At 60.9% G+C, this 12,741-nt stretch carries 12 protein-coding genes and 1 riboswitch; of the genes, 8 read left to right on the forward strand and 4 right to left on the reverse strand.

Annotated elements, in window-relative coordinates:
* The first annotated feature begins 100 nt into the window (after nt 1-100).
* Nucleotides 101-217: a cytochrome bd-I oxidase subunit CydX gene (gene cydX, locus QZY07_RS13385; protein ID WP_295403493.1), complete on the forward strand. Its 117-nt coding sequence runs from the start codon at nt 101-103 to the stop codon at nt 215-217.
* 305 nt (nt 218-522) lie between these two features.
* Here cydX and QZY07_RS13390 read toward each other — a convergent pair whose 3' ends face one another.
* Nucleotides 523-1,200, reverse strand: coding sequence for an OmpA family protein (locus QZY07_RS13390; RefSeq protein WP_295403498.1), 678 nt, complete (start codon nt 1,198-1,200; stop codon nt 523-525).
* 266 nt (nt 1,201-1,466) lie between these two features.
* Between QZY07_RS13390 and QZY07_RS13395 the strand changes: the two genes are divergently transcribed.
* Genes QZY07_RS13395 through QZY07_RS13405 form a run of 3 tightly spaced genes read left to right on the forward strand, consistent with a single transcriptional unit; the run spans nt 1,467 to nt 3,402 of the window.
* Nucleotides 1,467-2,039, forward strand: coding sequence for a DUF2878 domain-containing protein (locus QZY07_RS13395; protein WP_295403500.1), 573 nt, complete (start codon nt 1,467-1,469; stop codon nt 2,037-2,039).
* The gene (locus tag QZY07_RS13400) at nt 2,032-2,832 is read left to right on the forward strand and encodes a DUF1295 domain-containing protein (protein ID WP_295403503.1); all 801 of its coding nucleotides are present in this window, start codon (nt 2,032-2,034) and stop codon (nt 2,830-2,832) included. Before QZY07_RS13395 ends, QZY07_RS13400 begins: the two co-directional genes overlap by 8 nt.
* A gap of 30 nt (nt 2,833-2,862) precedes the next feature.
* Nucleotides 2,863-3,402: a lipocalin family protein gene (locus QZY07_RS13405; RefSeq protein WP_295403506.1), complete on the forward strand. Its 540-nt coding sequence runs from the start codon at nt 2,863-2,865 to the stop codon at nt 3,400-3,402.
* A 7-nt stretch (nt 3,403-3,409) separates the two neighbouring features.
* Here QZY07_RS13405 and xrtD read toward each other — a convergent pair whose 3' ends face one another.
* The 3 genes from xrtD to thrC all read right to left on the reverse strand — a co-directional run bounded on the left by xrtD (nt 3,410) and on the right by thrC (nt 8,109).
* A complete protein-coding gene (gene xrtD / locus QZY07_RS13410) occupies nt 3,410-4,972 on the reverse strand; it encodes a VPLPA-CTERM-specific exosortase XrtD (RefSeq protein ID WP_295403509.1) in 1,563 nt (520 codons plus the stop codon).
* Between the two features lie 115 nt (nt 4,973-5,087).
* The gene (locus QZY07_RS13415; RefSeq protein WP_295403511.1) at nt 5,088-6,674 is read right to left on the reverse strand and encodes an alpha-isopropylmalate synthase regulatory domain-containing protein; all 1,587 of its coding nucleotides are present in this window, start codon (nt 6,672-6,674) and stop codon (nt 5,088-5,090) included.
* 31 nt (nt 6,675-6,705) lie between these two features.
* Entirely contained in the window at nt 6,706-8,109 is a 1,404-nt protein-coding gene (gene thrC / locus QZY07_RS13420) for a threonine synthase (RefSeq protein WP_295403514.1), read from the reverse strand.
* Nucleotides 8,110-8,491: 382 nt separating this feature from the next.
* Here thrC and QZY07_RS13425 point away from each other — a divergent pair, with 382 nt between their 5' ends.
* From QZY07_RS13425 to gcvH, 4 genes are all read left to right on the forward strand, one after another.
* A complete protein-coding gene (locus tag QZY07_RS13425; RefSeq protein ID WP_295403518.1) occupies nt 8,492-8,749 on the forward strand; it encodes a DUF4212 domain-containing protein in 258 nt (85 codons plus the stop codon).
* A 12-nt stretch (nt 8,750-8,761) separates the two neighbouring features.
* On the forward strand, nt 8,762-10,561 hold the full coding sequence (locus QZY07_RS13430) for a sodium:solute symporter family protein (RefSeq protein WP_295403521.1): 1,800 nt from the start codon (nt 8,762-8,764) through the stop codon (nt 10,559-10,561).
* A 149-nt stretch (nt 10,562-10,710) separates the two neighbouring features.
* A riboswitch (glycine riboswitch) is annotated at nt 10,711-10,803 on the forward strand.
* Between the two features lie 292 nt (nt 10,804-11,095).
* Nucleotides 11,096-12,193, forward strand: a complete 1,098-nt coding sequence (gene gcvT, locus QZY07_RS13435) for a glycine cleavage system aminomethyltransferase GcvT (RefSeq protein WP_295403524.1) — start codon at nt 11,096-11,098, stop codon at nt 12,191-12,193.
* Nucleotides 12,194-12,213: 20 nt separating this feature from the next.
* Nucleotides 12,214-12,606 (forward strand): glycine cleavage system protein GcvH, encoded by a 393-nt coding sequence (gene gcvH / locus QZY07_RS13440; RefSeq protein ID WP_295403527.1) that lies wholly within the window; start codon nt 12,214-12,216, stop codon nt 12,604-12,606.
* Nucleotides 12,607-12,741: the final 135 nt, after the last annotated feature.

Genomic DNA, 12,741 nt, shown 5'->3' on the forward strand with positions numbered 1-12,741 from the left:
AGACCGATCCGCGCGGTGGCGAGCTGTCGCCCGCCACCGCGCGTTCGCCCAAACCGCGTCAGCCATTTTTTATTGACGACCGAATCGAGAGGAACATTCCATGTGGTACTTCGCCTGGCTCTTAGGCGTCTTTCTGGCACTGGCCCTCGGAATCATCAACGTGATGTGGTATGAATCCGAGCAGTGCATGGGCGCGAACGACGACCAACCGACTTGACCCGTCCTTGATCGAGACAGAAAAAAACGCGGCTTCGAGCCGCGTTTTTTATTGGATCGATCAGCCTAAATCCGGCATTTGGAACTGCAAAGGCGCAAAGGACACAAAGGACACAAAGGACACAAAGGACACAAAGGACACAAAGGACACAAAGGAAAACAGGGTTCGCAGTTCGATCACTCTATTTTAGGTTCTATAGCCATCGCATGTGATCACCGGACGTAGGTGCGGGTTTGAAACACGCTCCTACGACAGGGTATATCTGGATATCAGGTGCGAAGGTGATTAACCGCGCTGGGCGTCGCCTACGTCGCCGTGATCGGCACAATGATGATATCGACCCGGCGATTCAAACGCCGACCCGCGTCGGTCTCGTTGCTCGCGACCGGCTTGTTCATGCCAAACCCGGCGGACGCGATGCGTTCCTGATAGACGCCGGAGCCGGTGAGATAATTCTCGACCGATCCCGCGCGGCGCTCCGATAGAAGCTGATTATGTTCGGCCGATCCAGTGCTGTCGGTATGACCCGCGACCGCCAGCTCGGTCTTGCCATACTGGTTCACGATGGCGGCGATCTTGTCCATGGTGCTATAGAAACCGGGTTTGATCCGGTCCGAATCCACCTCGAAGGCGGTCTCGCCGGTCATGCCCACCAGCAGTTCGTCATTGGGTAACTTCTGAACCCGAATCATGCCGTTGGCAATCTCGTCGGCCAGCGCCTTCTGGAAATCCTTGTGCTGCTGCTCCATGTAGGCGCCGACCATGCCGCCCGCCAGGGCGCCGCCAATGGCACCAATCAAGGCACCGCGTCCCGCGTTGGCGCCCAGCGAGCCGATAAGCGCCCCGGCGGCGGCGCCAGTCGCGGTGCCGATGGCCGCGCCCCGGCCGGTCTGGGACATGCCCGAACCGTCGGCGGCACAGCCGGTAATGAGTACGGCCACGGTTGCCGCGACAGCAATGCGTTTGGAACAATCTGCTTTCATTCGAGACTCCTTGCGGTATGGACAGCGATGATCGCGCCAGCCGCCCCTGTCAAAAACCGGGACATCTCCGATGCTCGGACATCCGGTTCATGGCGGCTTGGCTGACATTGTGTATTGAGTGCCAATCATACCAGAGCATCCCGCGCAGTCGGATCATCGAGATTCGGAACCCGATGGTTGTGCCATCGACTCACCGGGGCCTTGCATATCGAGACCTTGGGCATCAATTGGACGAATACCGCGCCGACATTCTCCCAGGAGACCGAGTGACCCGCATCATCACGAACCTCATCGCCTTCCAGATTGGCTGGTTCGCCTGCGTGCTCGGCGGCGCTAACGGCCTGCCGTGGCTCGGCGTCGGCGTCGTCGCGCTCGTGGCGGGGCTACACCTGTCGCAATCTCGCCACCCCCGGCGAGAGGCGGCGCTTCTGCTGACGATCGGTTTCCTCGGTACCGGTTGGGACAGTCTGCTGGTCCGCTTCGGGTTCCTCGAATACCCCTCCGGCATGCTATTGCCCTGGCTCGCGCCAGTCTGGATCGTCGCCATCTGGATTGCCTTCGCGACGACCCTGAACGTCTCGCTGGGCTGGCTGAAAGACCGCTGGTTTCTCGCCACCGCGTTCGGAGCCTTGGGCGGTCCGCTCGCCTATTACGCCGGCTACAAACTGGGCGGCGTGCAGTTTCCCGATGTCTTCGTCGGCATGGCCGTGCTGGCCGGCGGCTGGTCATTCCTGATGCCGCTGTCCGCCTGGATCGCGCAGAAAATCGACGACGTTGACCGGTCGGAGCCCAGTCCAACCGATGAATCGAACCTTGATGGAGAATACCGGCATGTTTGATCTCCAGATCTACAGCCTCGGTCTTGCCGCTGCCCTGACGCTTGGGCTTGGCGGCTGGATCGCGAGCCTCCCGCTGAAGGATGTCAGCATCGTCGACTCGCTCTGGTCGCTGTTTTTCCTGCTGATGGGGGCGATCTATCTGCTGCTCGCCCCCGCGTGGGGCGCGCGCGCGCTGCTGGTCTTTGCCTTGACGGCGCTCTGGGCGATCCGCTTGAGCGCCTTCATTACCCGTCGCAACCACGGTCATGGCGAGGATCGACGCTATCAGGCGATCCGCGCCGATCACGAGCCGGGTTTCTGGTGGAAAAGCAGTTATATCGTCTTCGGCCTTCAGGCGCTGCTGGCCTGGGTGATTTCGCTGCCGCTGCTGGCCGCCCTGCTGGGGCAGTCGCCGCTGGGCTGGCTCGATGCCGTGGCCCTAGGGCTCTGGCTGATCGGTTTCTTCTTCGAGGCGGTGGGCGACCAGCAACTCGCCGAGTTCAAAGCGCGTCCGGAGAACCGGGGACAGGTCATGGATCGGGGGCTCTGGCGTTATACCCGTCATCCAAACTATTTCGGCGAGGCCTGCATCTGGTGGGGGTTTTTTCTCTTCGCACTGGCTGCGGGCGGCTGGTGGTCCATGCTCGCGCCCATTCTCATGACCTTTCTGCTGTTGCGGGTCTCTGGCGTCTCGTTGCTGGAAAAAGACATCCAGGAACGCCGACCCGCCTACCGGACCTACATCGAACGCACCAACGCTTTCTTTCCTGGGCCGCCCCGGCGCTCCAGTGAAGGTCGAGCCTTGGCCGAATAACGGTTTTCATGTTTCAACCGGAGGATTGCGATGCAACGCATCCTGGCTCTAACCATCGTCGCATTTCTGCTCGCCCTGACGAGCGCCTGTACCGAGGAAGGGGGTTCACCAATGCAGACCGTCAGTCACGTCGATCTCGAACGCTTCATGGGCGACTGGTATGTCATCGCCAACATCCCGACCTTCATCGAAAAGGGCGCCCACAATGCCGTGGAATCCTATGCCCTGAACGAAGACGGTTCGATCGCGACCACCTTCAGGTTCAACCAGGACGCCTTCGATGGCCCGCTGAAGACCTATCGTCCCACCGGATTCGTGCGCGATCCCTCATCGAACGCACTCTGGGGCATGCAATTCCTCTGGCCCTTCAAGGCGGATTATCGCATCGTCTGGCTGGAACCGGATAACAGCATCACCGTCATCGCCCGCGCCAAACGCGATTATGTCTGGATCATGGCCCGACAGCCCGAGATCGCCGCCGACAAATATGACGAGATCGTCGACTTCATCGGCAAGCTCGGCTACGACACCGACAAAGTCGAAAAGGTACCCCAGCGCTGGCCTGAGTGAGAGGTTGTCACTCCGGAACAAAGCGCCGGAGTGGACTTTCAATAATCCTGACAAAATCGGACAAGAGGACATCCTTCTCATCCAGATTGGCGCCGAGAGGAACTTTCGTCGTCATTCTGACAAGTGCCCCATCGGTGCGATTCCGTGTCATTGCGTCCCAGAATAGATTCCATTTCACCAGATATTCATTGGTCATGATACGGCCACGCTGCTGAAACCAATAATAAACCAGTAGACGCTCGTCTCCCATTTGAATCAAAGAGCGGTTGACGCGGATTGGCTGACCGTCAAATCCGCTGGCATCGATTTCAACTTGAGAAAATTCCTGAATACGCCAACCGCCTCCCGGCAGACAGCTTTTCGGCGAGTGCACTGAAGCGCCCTTGCGCTGAGACGCATAATAGGCCACGTAGAGATTAATCGAGTCGCCAGCCCCGTTCGCGTAATCGGATAGAAGATAGTCATCGAATTTAAGCGCGTCGACATAGATCTTTTCCAACCGATCGGGTCGACCGCGCCACTCGCCAATATCTCTGGGGAAGAAGACAAATTCAACTCGCTCAGGAATGATTTCCTCCCGCTGAGGCAATAACTGGGAGACGACCATCACAGCCAGCAGGAGGGGAAGGACCAAATAAAAGGAGGAGGGTATGATTTGCGCTTGAATCCTGGCGTTCGCGGGCAGCGGATCCGGGCCTTCGATCGCAAAGGCATCCCGCAGCGGTAAACGATCCCGCCCGATCTTCGCAAGAAGCCACATCTCAAGCACCAGGATTGCAGCGCAGGCCATGAAGACGATCCACCCCTCGAAATCATGCATGAACCCCTCGGCCATGCCCGCTCCGCCATAATTGACCAGCACCCCGATCACGCCGATCCGAAAGCTGTTCATGAAGACGGTAATGGGTATCGTCGAGAGAAACAGCACAACCTTCTTCCACAATGCCCCCTTGAATAAAACCGCGGCAATAAACCCGAGCGCCGTTAGAGGGAAAAGATAACGCAAGCCACTGCATGCCTCGACAACCTGCAGTTGATAATTACCGAGATCGATGACATTACCTTCAAGGAAAACCGTGATTCCAAACAGGCGAATCACCATCACCCCTAACTGAGATGAAATCAATTGCAGTTCGGAGGAAAGATTATTGTAAAGAAAGCTGGGCAGGGGCACTGTAAAGAACAGCAGAACATAGGCCGGGAGGATCAATCGAAACGCCCGCCAGCCCATGAACGAGAGAAATACGCCACCTAGGGTGACGAGAAACCCATATTGGATCACCGTATAGAGCGTGCCCAATTCTCCGGCAATGTAGATAAAAAGACCGAAGAGCGTGACCAGTACACCTAACCAACTCGCGCGAAACGGCATCTGCGCCAGTGCGCTGGATTTCTGCCACACGAAGAACGCGGCAACGAGCGGAAGCATATAACCATGGCTATATTCTTCCTGCCCCCAGGCAGCGACCATACCCTTCAATCCATCGGAAAAAATAAAAACCAGCATCCCAAGTGCCGCAACGACAAGAGACCATTGCCATGGTTTTATTTTCCAAAAAACGTCGATCACGGGCGAAGTCTGCTCCTCATTCCTTGACAGCGACATGAACATTACCTCATTGGCGATTTGAAACTAGCATTGGACAACGTCTTCAATCAAAGCCTGCGACGACATTTCGATCGGATTAACGCAAAATCCGTTCTGCGGCGGCTGGCGGGTTGTCGGAGGCCCGCTGTTCGCTCAGAATCCGATGCATGAGGATATTGAGCATGCGTAGCGTCGCCGCAATCGCGGCGAACACCTGATTGGCGTGGACGCCGCGAGTGCGCAATTCGCCCTGCCCGGTGTCCCAGGTAATGCTGCATTCGGTCAAGGCATCGGTTCGCCCGCCCCGGGGAATCCGCACCTCGTAGTTCGCCAGCGACGGCAGGTTCAGACCGCGCCGCTTCACGACCTTCGCCAACGCGCTCACAAAGGCGTCGAAACCGCCATTACCGCTGCCGACTGCCGTATAGATCTCGTCGTCCAAGCGCACCCGGATGCTGGCGGTCGATTCCAGATCCAGGGTCGATGCCACCGAGCAGGCCAGCAGTTCGGCGTGATTGTAATCCTGACTCTCCAGCACCTCGGCGATGATGAAGGGCAGATCCTCGGTGGTGATGCTCTTCTTGGAGTCGCCCAGCTCGACGATGCGCTTGAGCACCTTGCGCTGATTTTCTTCGGACAGCTCAATATCGAGGCGTTCCAGATTCTTGGCGAGCGACGCCTTGCCAGCCAGCTTGCCGAGCGCATAGTTGCGCCGCCGGGCGAAGCGTTCGGGCGACAGCCGGCTGTGGTAGAGACTGCCCTTCCGGTCCCCGTCGGCATGAATGCCGGCCGTCTGGGTGAAGACATCGGCGCCGACGATGGGGGCGTTATCGGCGATCCGCTTGCCGGAAAAATATTCGACCAGCTCGCTGACCCGCGCCAGATGCGTCTCGTCGATCCCAATCTCGAACCCGAGCTGATCGCGCAGATTGACCGCGACCTCGGCCAGCGAGGCATTGCCGGCGCGCTCGCCCAGACAATTGACGGTGCAGTGCACCGCTGCCGCGCCGGCCTGGGCCGCGGCGAGCACGTTGGCGGTGGCGAGTCCGTAATCGTTGTGCGGATGGAAATCGAATTGCAGACCGGGGAAACGCCCGACCATGTCCGAGATCGCGGCGAACACCCGCTCCGGGGTCATGACGCCGAGCGTATCCGGCAGCATGAAATGACCGATCCCGCAATCGGCGAGCCGCTCGACCAGCTCGAAGACATAGGCCGGACAATCGCGATAGCCGTTGGACCAGTCTTCCAGATAGAGATTGGCGGCCAACCCGCGTTCCAACGCCAGCGCGATGGTCTCGCGCACGTCGGCGGCATGCAATGCGAGCGTCTTGCCCAACTGACCGCGACAGTGCTTTTCGCTCCCCTTGGCGAGCAGGTTGATGACCCGCCCGCCGGCGCTCCGGATCCAGTCGACGCTGAGACCGCGATCGACGAACCCCAACACCTCGACGCGCTCCGCCAGCCCGCGTTCCTCGGCCCACTGGACGATCCGCGACACCGCGTCAGCCTCGCCGGAGGACACGCGCGCCGAAGCCACCTCGATGCGGTCGACCCGCACCAATTCCAGCAACGCCTTCGCGATATTGACCTTCTCGTCCGGCGAAAAAGACACGCCCTGAGTCTGCTCGCCGTCGCGTAGCGTCGTATCCAGAATGCGCACGTAGCGGCCAGTCTCGGTCATCACATCGATCTCATTGAAAACAGTTTGGACATCAGACATCCCCGCCCGCCAAGGCGCCAAGCGTCGCTTGGAGATGGCTCTTGACGGCCCCGACCGTCGCCTCCAGTTCAGCGCAACGCACCTCCTTCTCCATCAACCCCTGGAGCGATGGCGGCGGAGGCGCCTCCCGCCCGATCGCCATGGTCACCGCCTCGTTGAACTTGGCGGGATGAGCCGTCGCGAGACAAACGACACCATCCCGACCGCCCGCCGCCCGCACCCCCACCGCCGTATGCGGGCAGAGGATATAATCGCTGGCCGCATGCGTGGCGCGGATCTGCTCCAGGGTTTCGGGATCGCTCACCGCCACGGCGTCGAAGTCCGACCGGACGCGTGCTTGCCGCTCGGGCGCGATCTCCAGCCGTCCGGTCGCCTGCAGGTCGGCCAGCAAGGCGCGTATCCGGGCCGTGTCGCCATCATGCAGGAAATAGAGATAGCGCTCGAAGTTGGACGCGATCTGGATATCCATCGCCGGACTCAGGGTCTGGTACACTGCGTCCCCGACGGCATAGACGCCAGTGTGCACGAAGCGCGTCAGAATGTCGTTCCGGTTGGTGGCGATGATCAGACGCTCGATCGGCAAGCCCATACGTCTGGCAAGATCGCCGGCAAAGACATCGCCGAAATTTCCGGTGGGCACCGCGAAACTGACGCGCCGCGCGGGATCGCCGCCGCTGATCCGGCCCCAGGCATAAAAATAGTAAACCGTCTGGGCCAGGATCCGCGCCCAGTTGATCGAGTTGACCGCCCCCAGACGATAGGCCGACTTGAAGGGCAGATCGTTGAACAGCGCCTTGACGATATTCTGCGCGTCGTCGAAGGTTCCGCGCACCGCGAGATTGTGCACATTGGCATCCAGCACCGTGGTCATCTGCCGTTCCTGAATCGGCGAGACCCGACCCTTGGGATGCAGAATGAAGATCTGGATGCGCTGCTTGCCGCGCACGCCATCGATCGCCGCCGAGCCGGTATCGCCGGAGGTCGCGCCGACGATGTTGAGCGAGCTGCCGTCGCGGGCCAGCAGATACTCGAACAGATTCCCCAGAAACTGCAACGCCACGTCCTTGAAGGCGGCGGTCGGTCCGTGGAAAAGTTCGAGGATCCGGACGCCGCCAGCGTCCATCACCGGCGTCACCTCGGGGTGCGAGAAGCGCGCGTAGGAGGCGTCGATCAGCGCGCGCAGATCCGCGCGCGGGATCTCCTCGCCGACAAAGGGCGTCAACACCTCCAGCGCCAGTTGCTGGAAGCTCAGGCCGGACCAGGCGCGCAAGGTGTCGGCATCGAGGTGGGGGATCTCGGCGGGCACCAGCAGACCGCCATCGGTGGCGAGTCCCATCATCACCGCGTCCGTGAAACCGATGGGGGCGATGCCGCCCCGTGTGCTCAGATAATGCATGCTGTTCTCTGTACTGTGATGACGATCGGATTGGCCAGGCACCCGTCTGGCGTTCCGCCGGACAGAGTAAAAAACCCGGCACCGATTGGCAACCGATGTCCGCGAATGTTTGATCTGGAATCCGGTTCATCCGCCCGCTTGCCACTCAAGCACCGCGCCGCGCCTCCCTCGTCAATGGCCCTGATCGCGTCTCGGTCATTGACAGCATGCCGAAGGTGCTCAGAGAATGCCCCGAGCCGCCAGGCTAACGGTCAACGCGGATGGAAGAAGAATCATTAAACGGGCGCATTGCCCGCCCCCGGCACTGACTGGCAAGACGCAATCATCGCCCAATACGCCCATTTCCCGCTCACCGCAAACACCGATACGGAGTGACAACGCTATGACGCCCGATAAGCGCTCGGACTACTGGAGTGCGAACCTACGCCTTCTCACGGTCCTCTTGATCATCTGGTTCATCGTCTCGTTTGGGTTCGGCATCCTGCTCGTCGAACCTCTGAACGCCATTTCTCTCGGTGGATACCCGCTTGGCTTCTGGTTCGCCCAACAGGGTTCGATCTACATTTTCGTCGTGCTCATCTTCGTCTATGCGGCACTGATGAGTCGGCTCGACAAAAAATTCGACGTCGAAGAAGACTAAGGAGCGCACGCCATGACCGAACTTGAACTCTGGAGCTACGGTGTGGTTGGCGCGACCTTCGCGCTCTACATCGGCATCGCCGTCTGGGCGCGCGCGTCAACCACCAGCGAATTCTATGTCGCCGGCGGCGGCATCCATCCGATCGCCAACGGCATGGCGACCGCCGCCGACTGGATGTCGGCGGCCTCTTTTATCTCCATGGCCGGCATGATTGCCTTCGGCGGCTATGGCGGCTCGGTCTTTTTGATGGGCTGGACCGGCGGCTATGTGTTGCTGGCGCTCCTACTGGCACCGTATCTGCGTAAATTCGGCAAGTTCACGGTGCCGGAATTCATCGGCGACCGGTATTACTCGCAGTCCGCGCGCGTGGTGGCCGTCATCTGTCTGATCCTCGCCTCGGTGACCTATGTCATCGGCCAGATGACGGGTATCGGCGTGGCCTTCTCCCGTTTCCTGGGCGTTTCCTACGAGATCGGCATCCTGGTTGGCATGGGGATCGTCGCCGTCTACGCGATCCTGGGTGGCATGAAGGGCATTACCTACACCCAGATCGCGCAATATATCGTGCTCATCTTCGCCTACACGGTCCCGGCCGTCTTCATCGCGCTGACCCTCACCGGCGTCGCCATCCCGCAGATCGGACTCGGCGGAACCTACATCGGTGACGACAGCGGCATCTCCCTGCTCGCCAAGCTCGACCAAGTGGTGACCGATCTTGGCTTTAAACAGTACACCACTCAGGTCATGGGCAGCACGCTCAACATGTTCGTCTACACCCTGTCGCTGATGATCGGCACCGCCGGACTGCCGCACGTCATTATCCGCTTCTTCACCGTCCCCAAGGTCAAGGATGCCCGTTACTCGGCGGGCTGGGCACTGATCTTCATCGCCATCCTCTACACCACGGCCCCCGCGGTTGGCGCCATGGCGCGGTTGAACCTGATGGACACCATCCAGATCGGCCCAGTCGGCAGCGAGACCGGCAATCTGGTCTATGACGAGCGCCCGGAGTGGTTCAAGCGCTGGGAGACCACCGGACTGCTCAAGTTCGAGGACAAGAACGGCGACGGACGCATCCAGTACTACAACGACGCCAATCCGGCCTTCGTCGCCAAGGCCGAGGAATTTGGCTGGAAAGGCAACGAGATGGTGACGGTCAACAACGACATCATGGTGCTGGCCAATCCCGAAATCGCCAATCTCCCGGCCTGGGTCGTCGCGCTGGTGGTGGCCGGCGGTCTCGCCGCCGCGCTCTCCACCGCGGCCGGTCTGCTGCTCGCCATCTCCTCGTCGATTTCGCATGACCTGCTCAAGGGCGTGATGATGCCGAAGATCTCGGAGAAGAGCGAACTCCTGGCCGGGCGAATCGCCATGATCGGCGCCATCCTGCTGGCCGGTTATCTGGGTCTGAATCCACCTGGATTCGCCGCCGGAACGGTGGCGCTGGCCTTTGGTCTCGCGGCCTCGTCGATCTTCCCGGCAATCATGCTGGGCATCTTCTCGAAACGGACCAACAACATCGGTGCGATCGTCGGCATGGTCACCGGGATTACGGTCACTCTGCTCTATGTGTTTCAGCACAAGGGGATTTTCTTCGTCAAGGGCACCGAGTTCCTGATGCCCGAGCTCGGGATGGGCGCCAACTGGTTCCTCGGTATCACGCCCGAGGCATTCGGCGCCGTCGGCGCGCTGGCGAACTTCATGGCCGCCATTCTAGTCTCCATGCTCACCGCGCCGCCTCCGGAGCACATCCGGCATCTAGTCGAGGATGTACGGGTTCCGCGGGGTGCGGGAGTCGCGACCGGCCACTAAACCGATCCCCCGATCCATGCAATCGATCAGCCCTGCCCATGTGGGGCTTTTCATTGCTACCTCATTCAGAATCGACTCGCGCGCCCGGTCATCCTGTCGATACCACGGCTGGAAATCCCGGCGTCCCGCGCTTATAGTGCGCCTTCGTGTCATGTCCCGTGGGAGAGATCGGCGTTCCAGCGCCGACGCCGAAGGCGCAACACCGCCCGGAATCGCTCAGGCAAACGGACCGCGGGGATAACGACCGACTCTGGAGAGCGGTGCCGGCTGATCATTCGGCCGCCACCCACCGACGGGGCAGCGGCGGAGAGCAGGTTTCGACGGCCTTCACAATCCGTTCGCGATACGCCTTCAGTGAATCGAAGGGGCGAATCATGAAAGGATTGCGAAGGGAGCGGCGATCCGTCTCCCATCCGCAAACTCTCAGGTTCAGGACAGAGGGGCGACGTCGATGGCCGCGAGCCATCGGCGTCGTTTTCGTTGTCGATGGCCACAAGGCCGGGGCGACGTCCGACAGGTCCAGCGGAGAGTCGAATGGGATTGCGTACCCCTTTGTTTTCGGAACACGAGCGTCTCGGCGCCCGCATCGTTCCCTTTGGCGGCTGGGATATGCCGCTGCACTACGGCTCCCAGATCGAGGAGCACCACGCCGTGCGACGCGATGCAGGCATGTTCGATGTTTCGCATATGCGGCCCGTGGATATTGAGGGTCCAGGCGCCCTGCCCTTTCTGCGGTTTCTGCTTGCCAATGATGTCGCCAGACTCCAGTTCCCCGGCAAGGCGCTCTATAGCTGCATGCTCAATGAGCAGGGCGGCGTGGTCGACGATCTGATCGTCTATGCCCGCGGCCCGGATCGCTATCGCCTGGTCGTCAACGCCGGCACCGCGAACAAGGATCTTGCCTGGATGAATGCCCGCAGCATCGGCTTCGAGGCCGCCATCCGACCCCGCGTCGAGCTGGCGATGATCGCCGTGCAAGGCCCCGAGGCCCGCGCCAGGGCCGAGCCGCTGCTTCCCGCCGCGATCCGCGCAAACGCCATGCAACTCCCGTCTTTCTTCGCCGCCGAGGGCGATGGCTGGTTCGTCGGTCGCACCGGCTATACCGGCGAGGACGGTTTCGAGATCATGCTTCCCGGCGAGCAGGCCGCCGGTCTCTGGCTGGCGCTGCTGGCGGCCGGGGTGCGACCCTGCGGACTCGGCGCCCGCGATACGCTGCGCCTGGAGGCCGGCATGAACCTGTACGGTCAGGACATGGACGACACCGTCGGCCCGCTGGAATCCGGTCTGGGCTGGACCGTCGCCTGGGAACCCGCCGAGCGTGACTTTATCGGACGCGCGGCGCTGACCGCACTGCGCGACGCCCCCGCGCGGCGCCAGTTCGTCGGCCTGCTGTTGACCGGACCTGGGATCATCCGCAACCATCTGAAGGTGCTGAGCAACGGCGTGGAGATGGGCGAGATCGCCTCCGGCGGCTTCTCGCCGACCCTGGAGCGCTCCATTGCGTTCGCGCGGGTTGCCCCTGGATTGGGCGAAACCTGCGAGGTGGAAATTCGCGGCAAGGCGGTGTCGGCGCGAGTGGTCAAGCCGCCATTCGTGCGCCACGGCAAGATCCTCGTCGACCGTTTAACTTGAAAAGCATGGAGAACCGAACAATGAGCAACATACCGACCGACCTGAAATACACCAAATCGCACGAATGGGTGCGCGACAATGCCGACGGCACCGTGACCGTCGGCATCACCGACCACGCTCAGGAGGCATTGGGCGACATCGTGTTCGTGGAAGCCCCCGAGTCCGGTCGCGAGGTGGACGCCGACGAAGCCACCGCCGTGGTGGAATCGGTCAAGGCCGCCTCCGATATCTACTCCCCGCTGGCCGGCGAGGTCGTCGACTCCAACGAACTCCTGACCGACACCCCGGACGTCATCAATACCAGCCCCTATGACGAAGGCTGGATCTTCCGTCTCGCCCCGAGCGACATGGCCGCGCTCGACGGGCTGCTCGATGCCGCCGCCTACGAGAAGGTCGTCGAAGACGACGCCTGATTAAGCCGCGTCCAACACGCTCAGGCGTTGTTTGCATGCCGACTTCTGCCTCGCGTCAGTCAACGGGCGCCGTCGTTGACGCGGTTTAAATTTTTAATTTCCTTAACCAGTTAAACCGCGTCGACTTCGTCTTTC

This window comes from uncultured Thiocystis sp., from assembly GCF_903866365.1.
Lineage (GTDB): Bacteria > Pseudomonadota > Gammaproteobacteria > Chromatiales > Chromatiaceae > Chromatium.